Annotated in this window: 17 protein-coding genes and 1 pseudogene; 14 read left to right on the top strand and 4 right to left on the bottom strand. The window is 38.7% G+C overall.

The annotated features are described in order from the left end of the window. Positions 1 to 961: 961 nt before the first annotated feature. The 8 genes and pseudogenes from KHB02_RS26860 to KHB02_RS26825 all read left to right on the top strand — a co-directional run bounded on the left by KHB02_RS26860 (position 962) and on the right by KHB02_RS26825 (position 12,430). Complete coding sequence (locus tag KHB02_RS26860) at positions 962 to 3,256, top strand: ATP-binding cassette domain-containing protein (RefSeq protein ID WP_213146721.1); 2,295 nt, start codon at positions 962 to 964, stop codon at positions 3,254 to 3,256. 664 nt (positions 3,257 to 3,920) lie between these two features. Next, positions 3,921 to 5,075, top strand: a complete 1,155-nt coding sequence (locus KHB02_RS26855; protein ID WP_213146131.1) for a serine hydrolase domain-containing protein — start codon at positions 3,921 to 3,923, stop codon at positions 5,073 to 5,075. A 27-nt stretch (positions 5,076 to 5,102) separates the two neighbouring features. Then, positions 5,103 to 5,576, top strand: a complete 474-nt coding sequence (locus tag KHB02_RS26850) for a J domain-containing protein (RefSeq protein ID WP_213146132.1) — start codon at positions 5,103 to 5,105, stop codon at positions 5,574 to 5,576. A gap of 206 nt (positions 5,577 to 5,782) precedes the next feature. Then, complete coding sequence (locus tag KHB02_RS26845) at positions 5,783 to 6,685, top strand: oxidoreductase (protein ID WP_213146133.1); 903 nt, start codon at positions 5,783 to 5,785, stop codon at positions 6,683 to 6,685. A 683-nt stretch (positions 6,686 to 7,368) separates the two neighbouring features. After that, entirely contained in the window at positions 7,369 to 7,593 is a 225-nt protein-coding gene (locus KHB02_RS26840) for a heterocycloanthracin/sonorensin family bacteriocin (protein WP_213146134.1), read from the top strand. 888 nt (positions 7,594 to 8,481) lie between these two features. Next, positions 8,482 to 8,808: pseudogene (locus KHB02_RS26835) on the top strand (redoxin domain-containing protein); the annotation flags it as partial. A 489-nt stretch (positions 8,809 to 9,297) separates the two neighbouring features. After that, complete coding sequence (locus KHB02_RS26830; protein ID WP_213146135.1) at positions 9,298 to 11,895, top strand: OmpL47-type beta-barrel domain-containing protein; 2,598 nt, start codon at positions 9,298 to 9,300, stop codon at positions 11,893 to 11,895. A gap of 217 nt (positions 11,896 to 12,112) precedes the next feature. Continuing rightward, a complete protein-coding gene (locus KHB02_RS26825) occupies positions 12,113 to 12,430 on the top strand; it encodes a DUF378 domain-containing protein (protein ID WP_213146136.1) in 318 nt (105 codons plus the stop codon). A 206-nt stretch (positions 12,431 to 12,636) separates the two neighbouring features. On the opposite strand, the gene rluF is transcribed toward KHB02_RS26825, so the two are convergent. Both rluF and KHB02_RS26815 read right to left on the bottom strand, forming a co-directional pair. After that, entirely contained in the window at positions 12,637 to 13,413 is a 777-nt protein-coding gene (gene rluF, locus KHB02_RS26820; protein WP_213146137.1) for a 23S rRNA pseudouridine(2604) synthase RluF, read from the bottom strand. 526 nt (positions 13,414 to 13,939) lie between these two features. After that, positions 13,940 to 14,416, bottom strand: coding sequence for a PAS domain-containing protein (locus tag KHB02_RS26815; RefSeq protein ID WP_213146138.1), 477 nt, complete (start codon positions 14,414 to 14,416; stop codon positions 13,940 to 13,942). A 300-nt stretch (positions 14,417 to 14,716) separates the two neighbouring features. Between KHB02_RS26815 and KHB02_RS26810 the strand changes: the two genes are divergently transcribed. From KHB02_RS26810 to KHB02_RS26800, 3 genes are all read left to right on the top strand, one after another. Further along, on the top strand, positions 14,717 to 15,073 hold the full coding sequence (locus tag KHB02_RS26810) for a nucleotide excision repair endonuclease (protein ID WP_213146139.1): 357 nt from the start codon (positions 14,717 to 14,719) through the stop codon (positions 15,071 to 15,073). 73 nt (positions 15,074 to 15,146) lie between these two features. Further along, positions 15,147 to 16,112 (top strand): TRM11 family SAM-dependent methyltransferase, encoded by a 966-nt coding sequence (locus KHB02_RS26805; RefSeq protein WP_213146140.1) that lies wholly within the window; start codon positions 15,147 to 15,149, stop codon positions 16,110 to 16,112. Positions 16,113 to 16,235: 123 nt separating this feature from the next. Beyond that, complete coding sequence (locus KHB02_RS26800) at positions 16,236 to 16,682, top strand: rhodanese-like domain-containing protein (protein WP_213146141.1); 447 nt, start codon at positions 16,236 to 16,238, stop codon at positions 16,680 to 16,682. Here KHB02_RS26800 and KHB02_RS26795 read toward each other — a convergent pair. Next, the gene (locus tag KHB02_RS26795) at positions 16,679 to 17,071 is read right to left on the bottom strand and encodes a DoxX family membrane protein (protein WP_241114122.1); all 393 of its coding nucleotides are present in this window, start codon (positions 17,069 to 17,071) and stop codon (positions 16,679 to 16,681) included. The genes KHB02_RS26800 and KHB02_RS26795 overlap by 4 nt on opposite strands. A gap of 212 nt (positions 17,072 to 17,283) precedes the next feature. Here KHB02_RS26795 and KHB02_RS29965 point away from each other — a divergent pair, with 212 nt between their 5' ends. The 3 genes from KHB02_RS29965 to KHB02_RS26780 all read left to right on the top strand — a co-directional run bounded on the left by KHB02_RS29965 (position 17,284) and on the right by KHB02_RS26780 (position 19,393). Beyond that, positions 17,284 to 18,030 carry a DUF4253 domain-containing protein gene (locus KHB02_RS29965; RefSeq protein ID WP_213146142.1) on the top strand — a complete coding sequence of 249 codons (747 nt, stop codon included), beginning with the start codon at positions 17,284 to 17,286 and terminating at the stop codon, positions 18,028 to 18,030. Positions 18,031 to 18,353: 323 nt separating this feature from the next. Next, entirely contained in the window at positions 18,354 to 18,770 is a 417-nt protein-coding gene (locus tag KHB02_RS26785; RefSeq protein WP_213146143.1) for a DUF1259 domain-containing protein, read from the top strand. Positions 18,771 to 18,943: 173 nt separating this feature from the next. Beyond that, positions 18,944 to 19,393: a winged helix-turn-helix domain-containing protein gene (locus KHB02_RS26780; protein ID WP_213146724.1), complete on the top strand. Its 450-nt coding sequence runs from the start codon at positions 18,944 to 18,946 to the stop codon at positions 19,391 to 19,393. An 88-nt stretch (positions 19,394 to 19,481) separates the two neighbouring features. On the opposite strand, the gene KHB02_RS26775 is transcribed toward KHB02_RS26780, so the two are convergent. Continuing rightward, positions 19,482 to 20,915, bottom strand: a complete 1,434-nt coding sequence (locus tag KHB02_RS26775; protein WP_213146144.1) for a purine-cytosine permease family protein — start codon at positions 20,913 to 20,915, stop codon at positions 19,482 to 19,484. Between the last annotated feature and the right edge of the window lie 659 nt (positions 20,916 to 21,574).

Here is a 21,574-nt window from a genome sequence, read left to right as displayed (position 1 = left end):
CATAACCCCTAGTGAAGGTTATGGGCCTTTCATAACGACCGGGTGCCCCAGTTTTTTCAGCGTACGGTCGTTATGAACCTTACCATAACACCCGGGGACCTCTGTTTTATTAGCGTACGGTCGTTATGAGCCTTTCATAACTCCCGGGGACTACAGTTTTAATAGCGCTCGGGTGTTATGAGCCTTTCATAACGACCGAGTGCTACAGTTTTAATTGAGTTCGGGTGTTATGAGCCTTTCATAACGACCGGGTGCCCCAGTTTTTTCAGCGTACGGTCGTTATGAATCTTACCATATCTCCCGGGGACATCTGTTTTAATAGCGTTCGGGTGTTATGAGCCTTTCATAACGACCGGGGACTACAGTTTTAATAGCGTACGGGAGTTATGAGCCTTTCATAACTCCCGGAGACTACAGTTTTAATAGCGCTCGGGAGTTATGAGCCTTTCATAACGACCGGGGACTACAGTTTTAATAACGTTCGGGTGTTATGGGCCTTTCATAACGACCGGGTGCCCCAGTTTTTTCAGAGTACGGAATGTGTCGGCGTTTCTTTCGTTTTAATAAGTGATAATATTCCTTCCCGGGTTTCCAAGAAGGACCATTTTGATTAATGATTAAAAGAATTTGTTTAATTTGATTTTTTAGTACTCCCAAGTGTTTATTTTCCCTATATTGTAAGATGTAAAAATAGGCACGTCTACAAAAACGCAGACCCTTTGATCACACTGGATTTTTCATTTTATAAACAAGTAAATAATTTATCCCAAAATCTCTCATGGCAGAGCTGATTTTTGTTACAATGGCAGTAAATAACTTTGTTAAAAAATGGGTATACAGGGGAGTATCATTAGAGGATTAAATGGAAGGGGATTTAGGCAAGAACAGTAATTCTATTAATAGGGTTTTGCCTTATTCAAATGAAGTAATACTGGTAGATAAAATCAGAAAGGATGGCAAAATGTCAGAAATGAAAGATGAAATCATTTTAAGAGGACTTAAAGAACATAATTTAAAAAACATAGATTTAAATATACCAAAAGAAAAAATCATCGTATTTACCGGTCTTTCAGGCTCAGGAAAGAGCTCGGTCGTCTTTGATACATTAGCAACAGAAAGCAGAAGACAAATGACGTTGAACTATCCTCTCTATGTCAGGAATCAAATGCCAAGGTACGAACGACCCCACGCCGATCTGATGCAAAACTTAAGCCCGGTTATCGTAGTGGAACAACGGCAAATAGGGGGCAATTCCCGCTCAACAGTTGGCACCTATATGGATATAAATCCATTAATTAGACTGTTGTTCTCGAGAATAGGAAATCCGCCAATAGGTTCTGCCAACGATTTTTCGAGCCAAAGTTCCTTTGGCAGATGTCCTGAATGTGGCGGATTTGGGGAGGTAATTGCGCCCGACCTAAATAAGATAATTGATTTCGATAAGTCACTTCGGGATTATGCAGTGAAATTTAAGCCATTATCGCCTTCAGGCTGGCAAGGCCATTGGATGATGACCTGCGGATTATTCGATCCGGATAAACCGATAAAGGACTACTCAGAAGAAGATCTCTATCTGTTTTTATATGGTCCCCGAGAAGGTGAAAGAGCCTATGCGCCGTTTCATACAAAAAATGGACCTCATAACGCAGAATGGGATGGGTTATTGCCTAGATTTACGCGCGTCTATATCAATAGAGACATCTCAAAACTAAAACAAGTATCCCAAGATGACGTTTTAGCCGTATCAACACATTCATTATGCCCAACCTGCCAAGGTTCAGGTTTAAACCCAAAGGTATTAGAGTGTAGAATAAATGGCCTAAATATCGCAGAATACGATCAATTAGAGCTTCCAGAAATACTGGAAGAACTAAAGAACATAAAAGATCCTATGGGAGAATCAATAGCACGACAAGCAATCCCGCATGTAAAACAACTAGTCGACATGGGACTAGGATATTTGAGTCTTTCAAGAAAAATGGGCACCCTGTCCGCTGGCGAAGCCCAAAGGGTAAAAATTGCTCGTCATTTGGGGAGCAGTCTCAACAATATCACCTACATTTTCGACGAACCAAGTGCAGGGCTTCATCCAGAAGAAGTGGATATGTTAATACAAATGCTAAAAAGGTTAAAAGACCAACATAATACTGTCATCGTAATCGAACACAATCTTTCAGTCATAAAAGTAGCGGATGAAATAATAGAGATGGGGCCGGGAGCAGGTGTCAATGGAGGGGAAGTTGTCTATCAAGGAAAATTGGAAGGGCTAAAAAACTCTCCCACCGCCGCAGCCCTAAACCACAAGCTAAAAATAAATAAAAATCCAAGGGATATAGAAAGTTATTTTTCAATAAAAAGAGCAAGTAATAATAACTTGAAAAATATAAGCGTAGATATTCCTAAAAACGTCTTAGTCTGTATAAGTGGAGTATCTGGTTCAGGTAAAAGCTCCCTCATGTTGGAAGCCTTCACGAAAAAGTATCCGGGGACCATTATGGTAGAACAAGGCGGCATAGGAATCTCCAGCCGTTCGACCCTGGCTACATATATGGGAATAATGGACGATATTCGCACCATATTTTCAAAAGAAACCGGACAGCCAGCAGGTTTGTTCAGCTTTAACTCGTCAGGAGCATGTCCTATCTGTAAGGGAAAAGGAGTCCTAACGCCAGAAGTAGCATTTGCAGATCCGGTGACAATCCCTTGCGAAGCGTGCGCCGGAACCAGATATTCAGACGAGGCGCTATCATATCGATATCGAGATAAAAATATAGTAGAGATTTTAGATTTAACAATAGATGAGGCTATTCAATATGTTGAAATACCTAAAATCATAAAAAGAGTGCAAACGCTAAAAGACGTAGGATTAGGATATCTGACCTTAGGGCAGACGACAAGTTCTCTAAGCGGAGGAGAAATCCAACGTCTAAAACTTGCAAGCCACTTACAAAAAGAAGGACAAATCTACCTATTAGACGAGCCATCCTTAGGACTACACACGGAAGATAATGAAAAACTCCTAGACGTATTTCAAAAGCTCGTTAACAGAGGCAATTCGGTCATCATAATCGAACACAATCAAAACTTTATAGCTGCGAGTGACTGGGTAATTGAATTGGGTCCAGGCGGAGGAAAACAAGGCGGACAAATTATATTCGAAGGCACACCAGAAGAGATGCTACATGCAGAAACATTGACAGCGAAATGGTTAAAGGATGGAGTTAGAAAGCATTCAGGACAGGCCCTATGTAATTAAGTATTGCATCGGTAAAAATAAACCTCTGTATTATGCCTATGGGCGTAAGAAAAGAGTGGTACCGGTAAAAATAAGCCATCTATTTTGTCCGTCCGTGCGCGTAAGAAATGTAGCGCTTCAGTAAAAATAAGCGGTCTATTCTGCCTGTGCAGCCAAAGAAGACACGACGAAGGAAATTTTAACGGGTTTACTTGTCAGGTACAAAACGCTAAATCGTGTACCAAATAAACTCGGAAATCACATAAACTTAACAGTATATTTCACAGTCAAAAGGGCTTAAAGATGCAAATATCTCTAAGTCTTTTTTTTTCACAAAAACACCCGTAATTTGTACAAGTTCATTAGATGCTATAGCGAGTTTGATAAATAAGCGGAGAAACTTCTCTTAATTAGGAAATAACACTGAAAACTGCTTAAATAGACGGAGAGATTCCGACTATTGACTCGAAAAACGTGAAAATAGGTAATTTTGCTTTGCTTAATCGGAAAATCTCCGCCTATTTTAAATATCACTGGTTACACAACTAAGGAAAAGACTTCTTATTTTTCAATAACAGAGCGTCCATGAAATCAGTATTGATTAACAATTATTAGTGATACTGATTTTTCCAAAATTATACTATAATGAATATTGGAAACGCTTCAAAAAAAGGAGAGAAAGCAGTTGGAATCGTTAGATAGATTAAGCTCGTTATTAAAAAGATTTGTAGAAAACGGTCCTGCAGGCTGTGCTTTATCAGTCATGCATAATGGAGAAGTTGTGTTTGAAGATTATGTTGGCAATGAGGATCTGGAAACGAAAAAGCCAATTGCACCCGACACCATTTATCGAATTTATTCAAACTCAAAGGTGATTACCTGCGTGGCTGCTTTAATGTTATATGAGCGCGGCCTCTTTTTGCTAAATGATCCGCTTGAAGAGTATTTGCCAGAATTTAAACATCCTCAAGTCTATCAAACTGGCAAAGATAATGAGTTTGAAATAGTACCTGCCACAAGGTCTATTACCATTAAAGACTTATTTACGATGACTTCCGGTCTGACATACGCAGGAAACCAGTTTGAAACGGAACGCCAAGTGGCCAAGAGGTTAGAAATAGAAGCTGAACGCGAGGATTGGAATGTACGAAGCTTGTCAAAAACCCTTGCATCCATTCCACTCGCATTTGATCCGGGGACCCGTTGGCATTATGGATTTAGCCATGATATTCTTGGCGCCCTGATTGAAGTGTTGTCCGGTAAAACCTTCGGTCAATTTTTAAAGGATGAAATCTTTGAGCCGCTTGGAATGAAGGACACATTTTTCAAGATTCCTGATGAGAAGAAGCACCGGCTTTGCAGCTTATATGACCGCAGCGAAGAAGGTCAGTTAATCAAAAATACCAGCATGGATTCGCGATACCAGCCGGGGACTCTTATTGAAAGCGGAGGAGGGGGACTTCTGTCTACGCTGGAGGATTATAGCCGCTTCGGACATATGCTGGCGAATGGAGGAGAGCTGAATGGTATTCGCATTTTAGGGCGGAAAACCATTGAGCTCATGTCTACCAACCATCTATCACCAGAACTTTTGCAGCATTATAATTGGGATGCTCTGAAGGGTTATGGGTATGGCCTTGGTGTTCGCACGATGATCAATCCAGCCGCCGGGGGCAGCAATAGCTCGTTAGGCGAATTTGGATGGATGGGCAGGGCCGGTACATGGCTAATGGTCGATATGAAAGAAAATTTATCAGCTGTTTACATGCAGCAAATGGTTCCGAACTTTGAAGCAGTTCACCACCCAAGGCTGCGGAATGTTATATATGGTGCGGTTTAGTTAAAGTACGCTGTTAACTCCTGCATTTTGAAACTGGATATTTTAGCGGTTTTTAAAACACGAATATTTCATAAACAACCAGAATACTATTTTGGAAGGATTAAAACGGTAAGTAAAAGAGGGTGGGGGAAATACATAGGATCCTTTAGAAATTACTATCGTATTTTAGACGTGTCCTATGATGCAACCTTTACTGAAATTAAAGAAGCTTATCGAAAAAAGGTAAAAGAGGTACACCCAGATACAGAAAAAGGGAACGCTGAACAGTTTAAACGAGTCAAAGAAGCATATGAAATTCTTAATAACGCTGAAAAAAGAAAGAAGTATGATAATCTCCTTTTTTACGTCACACATAAACCAAAACAGGAAGCTCCGGCTTCCATAAAAATACTAAACATGCGGAAAAGCCGAAAACAGGTTACTCTTCCATCTGTATTCATGAATGCGGCTATTATTTTAATTGGAATTCTAGGTAATATGTATTTAGATAAAAAGAAATAGAAAAAAGATACGGTTAGTTTGAATGCCTGTCACATCCCCCATTTCGCTGAATTTTTCGGCACGGGGCGTGACAGGCATTGTTTTAATTCTGAAATTAATTCTCTCACCTTGTAGCTTATTTCGTATAAATGTCATAGATTGATAACATTGTATTTCATCTTATTTATATATAATGAATTTAAACAATTTTGTGGAGGTATTTCTATATGCTGGAACAAGACTTGACAGGCAAAAGGATTGTCATTACCGGAGCAAATAGCGGGATTGGCTTGGAGGCAGCTAAGGTTCTCGTTCAAAAAGGTGCTGAGGTTATTCTGGCGGTCCGTAACGAGCAAAAGGGGGCGATTGCCAAAGAAACGATTCTAAGTGGGAATCCGAAAGGTTCGGTTTTGGTCATGGGCCTCAATTTGGCTGATTTAAGCAGTGTTAGGGAATTTGCACAAAATTATCGCAGCCGCTTTGACACATTGGATATTCTAATCAATAACGCCGGTGTGATGGTTCCGCCATACCAAAAAACGAAAGACGGCTTTGAAATGCAATTCGGCACCAACCACTTAGGCCATTTTGCTTTAACTGGGTTATTGCTGCCGTTACTAAAGAAAACACCTAACTCTCGTGTCGTGACACTGAGCAGTATTGCCCACAGAGGCGCACGCATCTTGTTTGACAACTTGGACGGCTCCAAGGGCTACAAAGCGATGAAATTTTATGGACAAAGCAAGCTCGCTAATTTGTTGTTTGCCAAAGAATTGGATCATCGATTAAAGCAATATGGAATGGCGACAAAAAGTTTAGCTTGCCATCCAGGCATTTCCTCCACAAACCTGTTCAAAATCGGGAATAAAGATGCTCCTGGATATGTAAAGGCTTTAATGAAGCTATTTCTACAGCCGGCTGAAAAGGGAGCACTTCCGACACTCTATGCAGCAACAGAAACGAGCTTAAATGGAGGGGAATACATAGGTCCAGATGGAAGGGGTAACCGAAAAGGGAACCCAACGATTGAAACCCCTCGATCAGGCGTGTATAATTCGGAAACCATGAAAAAATTATGGGATGTTTCTCAGAAGTTAACTGGAGTAGCCTACGATTTTAGCGGTGAATGACAGAAGTGACACAATAATGATGATAGAATCCTGTTTTTGGTGTTGGAAAATACCTCATGTGTTGAGGGATAGTTTAAGTGCCTGTCACCTCCCGCATATTATAATAGAATGGAATAAACTCATGGTATACTAATATGTTCTCCCCAGACCAGCGATATCAAAGAAGAATGATGAAAAGGCGGTTTTCCTAGCAGGAAAGCCTTTTTTTTTTTATGAAAGGCACTGTGAAAGAATACTGTTGATTTTATCCAAAGAAAAAGACCGTTTAGAGCGGTTTTTTTAGTATTTCTTCTTGAACTAAAGCACCCAGATTAAGTATTATACTTCACAATCTTGCTCCGATACAAACAATGGTAGAAGTTCACCTTAGTTCTCAATAAGAATAAGGTTGACAGGGTTCCTTCATTTAAAATCAAATCTTCCCTTTAATGGTCCTTAGTTAAGAAATAAAACAAGTTGAATAAAATTAGCCGCCATCTTTGCTTCCAGACACAACATTTTATGATACTTTTACCATGAAATAGGCTTTTTAAACAGTAACAGCCACCTAAAAGTAAGCATAGTTTGTTGAAGAGAGTACACGTAATATCTCTTAAATACACTTTTCTGACATAACTTCTTCGTTCAAATCTCTTGTTAAGTGTCAGTATAACCTAATTATTAAGTAAACGGGGGAGGAAAAAATGCACAATTTTTACAATGAACTTCAAACTTTGGGGATGGGTAATTTCCAGGTTGGTCAGTTAATTCCTATGAGGCATCAGAGTCAGGACCCGCGAATATTTGTCGGTATGCCTTGCGGGGGCATGATGTGGGGCGGTATGGGTTGTGGTATGGGTTGCGGTGGCATGATGTGCGGTGGCATGATGTGGGGCGGCATGATGTGTGGTGGCATGATGTTTATTTAGCTGTTTTGGAGGTTGGTAAATCTCATCAAAAAAATGTTTTTTTATGAAAAGAAGTGTCCCCGCATGGGCGCTTCTTTGTTTCTATATCATATTGGAAATATTATATAGGAAATAAATACAGTGCAAATTGTAACGACTAGGAATTCCTCCTTTCACTAAACTGCTACGCTACTTGAAGAAGAAAAAAGCTTTGCTCCTTTTTTCAAGCAAAACCCCATGTTGCATCATTAATGTGAACTATACTGCACAGTTGGTTGTATATCCCGTTTTATATAAATATTGGTAATTTAATTAACTTAGGCATCCATCCAATGCTGGAACCCCACAAAGGAAAGTTGATTCTTGCTCTTTTATGCAAGGTCAATCTGTTTAAAGTAAGGGGTTGGATTTAAATGGTAGTTTAAGTATACTTTTTCAAAAATCTACAACAAAAACATCCTCACTAGCTGAAAAATGACAAAGCCCTTTTCATTGAGAAGGGCTTTTGAATCTTTTGAAGGGTTAATTAGAAAAAAACTTGGATAATGTTTCATTGGTTCGTTCATTCTAATAAAAAAAATGGGGATGAATATTATGGGATTTTTAGAAAATCCACTAAGGAGGAAAAACTAATGGCAAATTTAAAATTAAAAATAGCGGGTATTTAGACCCGCTCCAATCTGAAAATCCAAACGGTTTTTTAAATTTATAAGAAAGGAGTTAAAAATGCGAACTATAATTATAGTCTTGTCTTTAATTTCTTTTCTAGTATTATCAGCATTTGGACAAAAGACGCTTACCGAACCAATCACTGTATTAAATCACGAACAAAAAGAGGTAACTTTTCCTTTAGAAAAACCAACAGTATTCTTTTTTATAACAACGTATAAATGAACTCTCTGTCAGAAGCAACTGGTTCAGTTGCATAAAAATATTAATAAATTAGATAAAATGGATATTGAAATGTTTGTAATTAGTAGTGATACACCAGAAGAGCTACTTTCATTACATAATAAATTGGAGGAAACCTTTGGATATAGTCTCTCCTTTATTTCTGATCCAAAATTTAAATTAATTGGCAAAATGGGAATGAAGAAAGATGGTGTGGCTTATAGAGGTTATGGAATGATTGATAAAGAGGGGAATGTTATTTTTAATACCAAAAATGATCATTGGGGAGAGCAAATAGAGAAAACAGTTGAAAAGATTAAAGAAGAATATAATAAACTAAAATAAAAAAATTAGATTTGGTTCTCTAACATGAAGATAATCCGAACAATATGATGCTTTACGTCTTTATTTTATCCACATAGACAAGGAAAACTTGAAAATGTAACGGGAATAAGCGAAACGATAAAATCAAACGCTCAGAGTAATATTCTCTGAGCGTTTTGAATTAAAACCCTTTAAATGTCCTTCTTCAACTCCCATTACCGCAAGAAGTAAATGTTTCAGTGTTCACTTACAAATATAAAAAGCTACATCTCTAATTTTTTCATCAGTTTCTGACTTGAGCATTTCTTTTTCTTTTTGTATAAGAATAGAGCGTATCACCTTGCATGTTTCAAGCATCGGGGCGGGACAGGCACTTTTTTCTTCGCAACGCTTTAAATTCTTAGTTGAGAATGATTTTTTACATAATTGAGAACTTTTTGTGTGCCACAACTGGATAAATAAGGTAAAATTAAGAGGTACATAATTTTTAAATGAAAGTGTGGGAGAGAATTGATTTTTTTAAGAAAAAAGAGAAATTTGTTCGCTAAGTTGACAACGCTGATTCTACTATTTTCATTACTATCTCCGGTGTCCAAAGGAGTAGCAGCAGGTGACGTTACGCCTCCAAAGTTGACTAGTCTTTCCTTATCCGGAACTAGTGCTACTCAAGGCGAAACCATCACGCTTAGTGCAGAAATACTCGAAGAGGAATCAGGGGTGGAGGTTGCGGAGGCTTATTATAGTGGTCCAACGGGTTATTCAAAGACTGTTTATTTAAGTTTTAACCCTGAAACGTCAAAATATGAGGGTTCGTTCGATGCATCCACCTATGATGGTGCAGGCGTATGGAAACTTTCATCCATTTATTTGAGGGATATACAGGGAAATAAATTTAATATTATTCACAGTGAGACGCCTTCTCAGGGATCAACCTATGAATATAGGAATCTATCACAATACAATATTGAAGTGTATGGTACTTTAATCGATGATACAGCACCAAGGCTAGGCGATTTATCTCTTTCCTCAACCAGGGCCACTGGGGGAGAGTCGATCAAAGTGTCAGCAGATATTATCGAAGAAGGGTCTGGGGTGGAATATGCACACCTGAGTTTTGTGCCACCAAACGGGGATAGTGAAGGTGGCAAAGGGATTGAATTAATCTATAACCAAGAAACAGGAAAATATGAAGGCACCTTTTATGTCAATCCTAATGATGTTCCTGGAATTTGGTCGATTGGCACTATCCAAATGGGGGACAAACTCTATAACCATTATTATTATTATAATGGTCAGACACCGTCTCAAGGGGATTACTACGAAGTAAAAGATTTTAGTGCGTATAATATTGAAATCTATGGAACAGTAGGCGACGTTACCCCGCCGAAATTAAACGGATTTTCCGTTTCAAAAACAACCATCATGCAGGGTGAACAGGTACAGTTATCAGCAGACATTTTTGACGACCTATCGGGGGTTGACCATGTCTATGTTACTTATAATGCTCCTTTTGGCTATGATTACAGAGACGTAGAGTTAACCTACAATGCTGAAACTCTAAAATACGAAGGGATTTTTGAGACAAGCCCCAATGATCCAGCGGGCACCTGGCCGCTCTATTCAATTGAAACGGTTGATAAAAAGGGCAATTTTTACACGTACTATAATAGCAAGGAAGATTCCAAAGGCAGTACTTTTGAACATAGGGACCTATCCCAATACAACATCCTTGTGAAGGCACTGGATACCTCAGCACCTGAGACATCGCTGAATGTCCAGGGCCAAACAGGAACGAACGGATGGTATATGTCGGGCGTGACGGTTTCACTCACCGCTGCTGACAATGATACAGGAATCGAAAAAACGCTTTACCGGATCAATGGAGGGGAATGGCAGCCATACGCTGAGCCGTTTAGTCTCTCGGTTGACGGCACAACGGTCGTTGAATATAAGAGTATCGACAAAGTAGGCAATGAAGAAGATGTAAAAACCAGTACCATCAAAATCGATACCCAAAAACCGGAGACAAAAATCGGTGATATTCCTTCCTATCCGGTCAAAGTAGATGTGCCACTTTCCTTTCTTGCACAAGATGGAACATCCGGTATAGCACGGACAGAGTACAGAGTGAATGGCGGGAATTGGACCACCTATCAGGATCCAACGTATATTCGAACGGAAGGGACAAACACCGTCGAATATCGAAGTGTGGATATGGCAGGCAATGTGGAAGAGGTAAAAAGAGTGGAGTTCGTTATCGATAAAACAGCTCCTGCCACTACCACTTCCACGCTAGGGACTGGCTGGTACAACAGTGATGTAGAAGTAAGCCTGACTGCAACTGATGCGATTTCAGGTGTAACAAAGACCGAATACAGGCTAAACGGTGGGAGTTGGACTGCCTATACGAGTCCGCTGAGGATCAGCGGGCAAGGAATCAATACCCTTGAGTATAGAAGTATCGACAAGGCAGGCAATGTGGAAGCAACCAAGCAAGTGCAAGTGAAAGTAGATAAAACGGCCCCGACGACCACAACTTCGGTTAGGGATGGCTGGTATAACAGTGACACGACTGTAAGCCTCGTAAGCAGTGATTCCCATTCTGGTGTAGCCAAAACTGAATTTAGGCTCAATGGCGGTGTGTGGGCAACGTATACAGGCAGCATCGTTGTTTCAACGGAAGGAATCAATACACTGGAATACCGCAGTGTGGATCAGGCAGGCAATACGGAAGAGATAAAGACAGTTCAAGTGAAAATTGATAAAACCAAGCCAGTGTTGAATGTTACGTTCAATCCGTCTGTCATCATTGGCAACACCGGCAAGCTTATAAATGTGAAGGCTACTGTAGATGCGAGGGATGGATTATCAGGTATTGCTTCGTTTGAACTCTTGTCGATTACAAGCAGCCAGCCCGATGTGGTGAAAGGCGGGAAAATTCCTGAACCGGATATTCAAGGCGCGGAATATGGAACGGCGGATACCGACTTTTATTTGAGGAATGAAATAAGCGGTTCGGACCGAATCTATACCATCACCTATAAAGCATTCGACAACGCAGGAAACGCAACAGTTACATCATCAACTATATTGGTGAAAAAGAAATAGAAGGGTTATATGACGGTAGAGGGTTGCAGGGAGAAGTGTTACAGCACTTCTCTTTTTATTTTTTATCCATTAAATTCGGGTGGTGACAGCATGTATTAAACCCACCGTTAATAAAAATAATAATTTTACAAATAATGTACTTAAGGTGTAGACAATTCACCGAGGAGTATGGATTTGTATGTGAACAAAATGATCAAGCTGGAAAGGGGGTGTAATCATGAATACCCTGCAAAGAATTGCCTTAGCATTGACCATCATTGGGGCTATAAATTGGGGATTAATTGGTTTCTTTCAATTTGATTTGGTTGCAGCAATATTTGGCGGACAAGACTCTTTCCTATCAAGAGTTATTTACAGTCTAGTTGGTCTAAGCGGGTTAGTTTGTTTAACTCTCTTGTTTAAGCGATGGGAAGCGACGGATGCCAACAGAGAAGTGAACCGGAGTAACTATAGTGGGCAACCAAATTATGGAACTGAATTTGGTGAGGAAACGGACGTACCTGATCTTAGAAAAACTGCCAGGGAAGAGGAATAAAAAAGAAAAATGAAAAATGAAAAATGAAGAAGGCCATGGACGCATGACTTTCTTCATTTTCTTTTTTTACCAGATTTCCTCAACTAAAAGGCTGTTAGCAAAAGGTTTTCCAACGTGATGGCGAGGAGCATCAGCTGGTAGCATGGTTAGAGAATTCTAGCTTATTACAGCCGTCGGCACCATTCGGGTGGTGACAGGCACTTTTTTTACCATTCTTTTGGCTCATAATGAAGTTCGTTAAATAATTGAGTACGTTCTTTTTTGGATAAATCTCTCCACTGGCCAATAGGGAGGTTCCCTAAATGGATATTCATGATTCGTATTCGTTGCAGTCGACAAACCTGGTATCCCAAGGCAGAACACATACGTCGAATCTGCCGGTTTAACCCCTGTGTCAAAATGATTTTAAAAACATATTTAGAAAGCTGTTCTACTTTACAAGGCAGCGTTTTTGTATCTAGTATTTCTACACCTGCTGCCATTCTTTTTAAAAACTCTGCAGTGATGGGCTTGTCTACTGTCACGATATATTCCTTTTCATGCTTATGTTCAGCCCGCAGAATTTCATTGACAATATCTCCGTCATTAGTCAGGAGGATCAGACCCTCTGAATCCTTATCCAGCCTTCCGATATGAAATATTCTTAATGGATGGTTGACTAAATCAATAATATTTCCTTTAATATGTCGTTCTGTCGTACTAGTAATGCCAACAGGTTTATTTAGGGCAATATAAACGTAATTTTTAGCCACTTTGACCGGATTTCCTCCAATCCGAACATCATCGCCTGGTTCGACTTGGCTTCCTAAAGTGGCAACTTTTCCGTTAATGGTCACTTTTCCTTCACTAATCAATTTATCTGCACCGCGTCTAGATGCTTTTCCAGACTCGGAAATATATTTATTTAATCGCAGGTTAGACACATCCTTAAAGGGAGATTGTGCTTTAAGAATACCCAACCAATCCCGTATTTTCAAGCACATATTAAATCTCATTTAGAAGAAAAGCGGGGAACCGTATCATAAGTAAATGAGGTTTTTAGTTAAAGCCTCTTCCTAAGGTTGGGAGAGGCTAGAACATACTATGGGATTTGAAGAAGGATACCAGACCTTTATAAATACCCACTTGCAGGCAAGAACCTAAGAGAGGTTGATGCTTATAAGAAGAAGACTGAAAGGAGCAGGGTTAGTTTACCATTCCCGATAGATCAGATAAATAGACGGAAAAAATCCGCTTATTTTCCAAATAACTTTAAAAATAGCATAAATAGACGGAGAAATTCCCCCTATTGACTCGGAAAATGCGAAAATAGGAGATTTTGCTTTGCATAGTCGTAATATCTCCCCTTATTTTCCCTGAAACGAGCTCCAATCTGCATTTAGTCGGAAAAACTCCGCTTATTTTACTTTCGCTGTTGCTAAATTAGGAATGGAGATGAAGACGATCGTGATGATTATAAAAAAACACATTGAAATGGGAATTCAATGTGTTTTTCAGGCTTCTCTTTTATTATTTAGGCGTAACAGCTATAAATTCGTCAATCGTTTCAGGGGTATTTTTACCTTCTTTTCCTTGGAAAAGGTCGATATTAACGGTCACATCCATACAGCCAAGGTATTTTCCATTTTCATCACGTACTGCCATGAATTTTTGGTAAATTTGGCCGGTTTCACCCGTGCGTTTTGGGAACCAAAATTCCCATTCATCGCGTGTGCCCGAACGGAAGTCATTCAACAATTTTTCAACGTGGTGAGCCACTTTTGGGTGAAGCTCAAGCACAGGTCGGCCAATCGCTTCTTTACGGCGGCCATGCACGCGGTTTGGATTATTTGAATACCAACGGAAAATATCGTTAGCATCGCAAAATCCCATTTCAAATGGCAAAAGGTTGATGATTGAATCCAAAGTACTTGCTTTAATCGCACCAGTTTCAAAATTAATCACAGCTTCAGGACTAATTAAATCTGACAATTTTTCTTCAGACATTTAAAAACCTCCTATATATATTCTCCGTTTATGAGAAGAATAAAATAGTACAAATATTAGTGAGAAAAAGATCGGCCTCTTCTGGGTAATCATTTCCTAACTACATTAATAATGATAGCATTAATAATAATTGCTAATTGTGATTTATCTCACAAAATTGATAATAATTGTGAATGAGGGACTGAAAGGACCATCACCAAATTAAAATGCGATCCTATTCGTATGTTCATAAGTAAATGAGGTAATTTAATTCCTGTTGTGATAACATCTTAAGAGATATTAAACGAGGAAGTGAATGTAGTGATCAATATAACTATTCCAAAACCAATTGTTACCATTACCAAACAGAATCAGCCTGAGTTAAGTAATATATATGGGTTTACTGATTTTCATCTTATCCCTAGAGATAAGGGTGGCATTTTTATGTTCTATAACAATAAACAAGAACTATTATTTGTTGGTAAAGCAAGGAAGTTGAGATCAAGAATTAAAAAGCATTTTGAGGATACGGTATCCCCAATCAAAATGCATAGAGATGAAGTCACTAAAATTGAGGTTTGTGTGATTGAAGACCCTGTCCATAGAGAAATATACGAAACGTATATTATTAATGAACTCAAGTCGAAGTACAATATAGACAAGGCGTTTTTTAGGTAAAATTTATCAAGAGAGGCGATAGGTGCAGAATAAAAGCATACCTATTGCCTTTTATTATTTGAGAGATCGAAGGATGAGACGATTGGATTGTAAACACGAAAAACTAACGACCTATATTTATACTTATGCCTGCTATGAGGATGAACGTTCATTGTGTGCTTTGGAAATGCGCTCCTTATTTGGGGAGGAGTCACAAACAAGCATCTTGGAAAGCCATGTGAAAATTGATCCAAGTCGGAGTCCGTTTATAAAGGAAAGACTTGCTGTCATTTATGAGGGGCAAAGTCTTCAAAATCTCATCGAACAAGTAGCAGCCCTACAAGTAACTGAGGAAACGTTTAAAGTGTATTATGTAAAAACTGGCGGGCAGGCAAAAAATGAAGAGACAGGCATTGAATACCGCCGTGCAATTGAGAAGGAAATCGGATTACATATTAATGGTGAGGCTGATCTTCATCATCCGAAGAGATTATTTGGCGTTATGAATATAAACGGAAGATGGGTATTTGGTGATTATAGTAAAAGTGAGTCTGTTTGGTTTCGGCATCAACAGAAACCGCATAGTTATTCCACCGCGCTTAACACACGTGTGGCAAGAGCGATCGTGAATATTGCCATTCCAGATCCAAGTGGAATCAAGGCCATTGACCCATGTTGTGGGATTGGGACCGTACTGGTAGAGGCTTTATCTATGGGGATTGATATAGTTGGGAGCGATAGAAATCCTCTTATTCTTGGTGGAGCTAGAGAAAATATCGCACATTTTGGGCTTTCTGGAGAAGTGAAATTGGCAGATATCCGAAATGTCCCCAATCAATATGATGTAGCGATTATCGATTTACCTTACAATTTGTGTTCCGTCATATCGCCTGAAGAGCAGCTCGAAATACTCCAATGTGCACGCAGGATTGCTAAGAAAGTCGTAGTAGTTACGGTTGAATTAATCGATGAAATCCTCATAAATGCGGGATTTTCCATTATGGACCGCGCTGTTGTGAAAAAAGGATCATTTACTCGTGAAGTAATTGTCTGTAAATAAGTCTTTAATAATTTATAAAAAAACCTCCTTTAGATCAATCACGGTGAAACGTTTCATAAGTAAAGTGAAATGGGGAAAAGTTAATCAAGAAGTTTTTGATTTAAGGTAAAACGGAGGGAAAAGATGAGTAAACATCCATTGATCGTGAATACAGAATGGTTAGCGGAGCGGTTGGAAGATCCAAATTTAAGGATAGTAGACGCCACCACATTTTTAAAAATCCCAGATAGTGAAGAGGAAGAGGTAGGCATGTGGTCGGGGAGAGATGCGTATAATCAAGGTCATATTCCCGGGGCGGTTTTTGCGGATTTAATGCATGAATTATCAGATCCCGAAGCTCCCCTTCCTATGACCGTTCCGCCACAAATATTGGCGATTACTGTGAGGAAGTCTATGGTGTGTAAATTATTCATCATAAAAGCTAGGTCGATAATTCGGATTCTTAAAATCCTCTCTCACCCCTTATCGAATTGTCCCAATCAATCCATTTTAACAAGAAAAAAAGACCGCTGCTGCGATCAAACTTTAACTAACACATTTAGCAAGGAAATTAAAATAATGAGTGTTTAATGAGGCGAGTTCGGTTTTCTCTCTAGTAAACTCATAAAGTTATTTCTATAATAGAACAACAAAAATCCGAAAGTGAGGACAAGCATTATCGCTAAAGGAAGTAAAGAATGGTCTAGGAACAAATGGAGCAAGAAAATATTGGCTACAATTGGCGATAATATTGCAATGGCTAATGGGATAAATTGATTGATTATAAGTAATATTCCACATATAACTTCTAAAGTTTTTTCTGCGATTAAGAGGTATTTAAATTCGAATAATGCCATTGCTGCTGGACTAGTTGCTATAAATGGTTCTAATCCAAAGATCACAAAAAATCCGTTTATACCTGCAATCAAGAAAACGACCCCTAAAAATAATCTGCTGATGTGCATTGAAATTTTAATCACTAGCACCCCCTACTTAAAGACTATTCACAAACCAAAATTATTTTAACTCAAAAACTTGGGGAATTTGGGCTATTTCGAGGATCTCCCAAAGAGTTTTTTATACGGATAGGGAGCTTTTGTTGTTTTACCAAGCGGGGTTCTAAGAGGAAAAATATAAATTTAATTGAATTTATAAATATGACCAACAAAATTACCTGTAGGAGATGAAGAACGTGGGTATATTTGATAAATTCAAGAAAAAGGAAAAGAAAGATTATATAAAAGAAATAATTGCTATATTGGATTGTGACTGCTTGATTATTGAGGAGAAAAATGTTAAAGGTGTCATGACCAGGTATCATCAAGCTCTCATGGAAGGCAAAAAAGAAGGATATACACCACTTATCATTATCCCTTCGGAAATGATGTTAGAAGTCATTGAAGCCGAGTCGGATAATGAATACTTAAACGATAATCGGGAATCAATTTTAGCTAAAGCGAAGGATATTGATGTAAAGGAATTGTTAAAGAACCTGCTTGACGAGGTCATGCCTATGGAAGAGGATGAAGACTACGATATCACTGGCGAGTTTGCGATAGAGAAACGGACAAATCATTTTCTATCAATTGATGAAGCAGTTAATGAAAAAATCATTCTCGCAAAGATTCCAACGGATAAACCTTGGGAAGTAGCTGCTTGGGTTCCAATGGGCGGGTTTAATGAATGCGCAATGCCAGAAGAGCAAGTTGCAGTGTTCAAATATTGGTATGAAAAGTATGGAGCTACTCCCGCTTTAGTAACACCAGATGTATGGGAATTATATATTGTGAAACCTCCAAAGACTCAAGAAGAATCAAAATTACTCGCTTGGGAACAATTTGGATTTTGTGGTGATATAGTTTGGCAAGGTGTAGGGACAGTAAATTCACTCGCAGGAACACTTATTAATTCTTCCTATTGGTATTTTTGGTGGGATTAAAAAGTAACTAGTAGCTACTAGACATAATTCGAAAAATTATATTTTGGGTTTGTTTCATCGAATACAGGGTCATCTTCAATTAACCGATATTTTATGTTGATTAATACGTTCTCCCTCGACAACTTGAGAATAGATCGTACGGTTTAAAATTGCTTCGTTAGTAGTTGCAGCACAGCCTAAAAGCTGAGCTTTTAGGCGAGAACTACTTATCCGCCTTCCCCTTTAAGGGCTCGCCAATCGGCGAGTTTTCTTAATATATTTTTCACTCGTGAATATAATCTAAATAGGCTTATTTTCGGAGAACGCGAAAAGGGGGCTAATAAATGAGTAACTTGAAGCAGTTGGGAGACCAATTTGCCCAAATATTAAATGGAAAAGCTAAAATGGAGAAAAATGGCTGTTCGGTTAGCTTAAAGCGCAGTTTTAATGTTCATGTCCAAGGGCGGCCAAGTCATTCTGTTATACCAGTAGGAATTTCATTTGAGTCATTGGATGTAAATGGAAATGCACTAAACCTTGGGGAGATAACATTACTTGAACAGGAAATCCCAAACTTCACAAGATCTGTTGTGGGACAAGGCTTAATTGTGAGTGCCTTGCATAATCACTGGATATTTGCCCAACCAAATCTGATGTATCTTCATATTCAATCGGTAGAACCGCCTCTCTCCTTCGCGAGAAAAGTGGCAAACGCATTTACGACATTAACAAGCCTCCCCATACAGGAAAAAAATGAATAAATACAACTTTAAAAAAACACAAATGTACACCATTAAATGTACCTGTAACTACCCGTTATTTCGCTCATGAAAGAATAATGCACTGTAGCTAAATGCAGAAATGAAATTGTAATGATTTATCTATCTACCAAATTTTATTTAAGAGGACAGTTATGAAAAAGCTCTAGTTCGATATAAACGATTACTCCGTTTTATTTAATCATAAGAAAATACGATTATTACCAAAAGAATACCATCTTCTTAAATGTTTATATGAAAATAGGAATCAAACGCTATCAAGGCAAATCATACTAGATAAGGTTTGGGCAATGGAGGATCATACAGACCGTACGATTGACGATCATGTGTACCGTTTACGAAAAAAGTTATCTTTTTTAGATGATATTTTAATAAAAACGGTTCGAGGCGTCGGCTATCGATTAACAATCAAACAAAATCATCAAGATAATCCCCTCTATCATGATAAAGAATTTAGAGAAAGTATGGATGTCTTATATAATAAATACATTGGCTTAGCTAGTGTATTTACTGTTTCTGCCGTTACTTTTATCTTATTAGGCAGTGTTTCTTTGTTTATTACAATCAATAGGAAAAGTTATGAAAAGGATTATAACTTGGAGTAAAAGGCAAGTGCAGCTGTCACTACCCGCAATTTGTCGAATTCACCTCGACAAGATTCGGGTGGTGCCAGGCACTCTTTTTATATTTACATTAATCAACTGGTATTTCTTGTGTGAATGTTGGCTGTTTTCTCTCTTTTTCTTTTTTACGATTTACCTTTACTTCCCCAGACTCTTTACTGTAGTATTTCCCCTTCGTATACACAGCTATTGCAACAGTGAGGAATGACGCAAGTATGGCTGCAAAGAACGTGGCTGTATTTTGTAGGAACGTTCCCATATACCCTAATGCAGCAATCGTTCCAAAACCACTTGAGATAATTAATGGTGCAACCCCAACTGGATTCCATTTATATAATTTTTCCTGTCCCGCTTCATATTCTTTCGGTCCAATTTTAAGCAACTTCTTCACGACTAATGCATCTGTAACTAAAATGGCCGCCCATGCCATTAAAAGAACCCCTTGGAATGTCATGGCACTGCCTAAATAATCCAGTATGCCTCCAAGCATTAGTGCGATCGACAAGACGCCAGAAACAACAACCCAGAAGCGGCGACCAGGTTTGAAATGGAATACATTCTCGAAAAAATTGGACAGTGACAGGGAAGCACTATAAATATTTGTAACGTTAATACGTAATTGTGTTAACATCGTAAAAGCAACTCCACCTAGTCCAAGAATGGTGACAATATAAACCCCCGGATTCGATTCAGCTAACCGGACACCAAACCAGATTCCAAGTAAGCCCATGACACCGAAACAGAAAATTTGCGGAATAAATCCGATCATAATGGATCCAAGTTTAATATCCCTTGGTTTAAGGAAACGTGCGTAATCTGACGCAATTAAGGCGGTTAATCCCATAATCCCGTGCTGCATCCCGATACATAGAAGTAAACCTGTTCCACCTATCTGTACACCTTTTGGCATATAGGTCCAAAAGTGACCATCAAATTGAGACGGTAAATTGGCTGCAACAATGATGATGGTAATTAAAAATAGAAAGAAGATCGGTAATGACCATTTTTGTAATTTATCTAGTTGTTTAATACCAAACCAATTTAGCGGGATGACCATGGATCCAAAAACAATAATTAAAAGCCAAAGTGGAATTGCGGGGAAAAATGCATGTACTGCGGAAACGAGAATCATACCTTCAAAGGCGCAATACATAATGAAATTCGATGCGTATATTAATGAAGTTAACGAAGCACCAATGTAGCCAAACCCTTGCCTGGACATAAGGTTTACATTCATTCCTGACTTCGCGGATAAATAGGCAATCACCGTACCTAAGACTCCAGCAATTACGATGGCATAAATAGCTGAAATAATAGCATTCATTGCACCATACTGCAGGGCCATAACACTGCCTGTTTGAAAATAAAAGATCGCAGTGGCAATACCGAACGTTATGTTGGTTACGCTAAACCAACCCATATTCCGTTTTCCTGCCGGAACCTTATCAAATGTATAATCGTCTTTTTCTTCTTCTTGGAGACCTTTAGTTTGATCTACACTCATGTAATCATCCTTCCATGATGCTCCTTACACCCTTCCTCCTTCTTGCAGTTTATTTTCACATTCAATCTACACCCTTCAAGATTGAATGCTTGTTTTAGGGGGTAATAGAATGTGTTTTTTTGAGCAAATTTTTATTTTAGAATAAGTAAATATATCCGATTTCGCAGACTGCGTTTGTCTGCCACAATTATATTATATACACAATCAGTTTACATAATCAAGTGACCATGAAGAAAAGGACTTAATAAGGCCTTTAAAGAAGAGGGTTTTCCTTCAAATCAACATATTAGCACTATGCATTTTTTTGAATAAAAATGCATTACGAAAAGATGTTGATTCCTGCGCCTGGGATCAAGGGGTTCCGCTCTTATCGGTTGGGGAATCAGGTTAAGCACCCGAGCTGATAAATAGACGGAGGAATTTCCCTTAATTAGAAAATAAGACTAAAAATAGCTTAAATAGACGGAGAAATTCCGCCTATTGACTCGAAAAACGTGAAAAGGGAGGATTTTGCTTTGCATAATCGGAAAAGCTTCCCTTATTTATCCCGAAATGAGCTCTATTCTGCATCTAACGGAAAAATCTCCGCTTCGTATTATAAGGTCAGCCAGATATTTCTGGTTGACCTTTTTTTATATGGTTTTATTATTACGGTAGCC

Origin of the sequence: Neobacillus citreus (assembly GCF_018343545.2) — a bacterium.
Lineage (GTDB): Bacteria > Bacillota > Bacilli > Bacillales > Cytobacillaceae > Neobacillus > Neobacillus citreus.
This window is presented reverse-complemented; position numbering and strand designations above follow the sequence as displayed.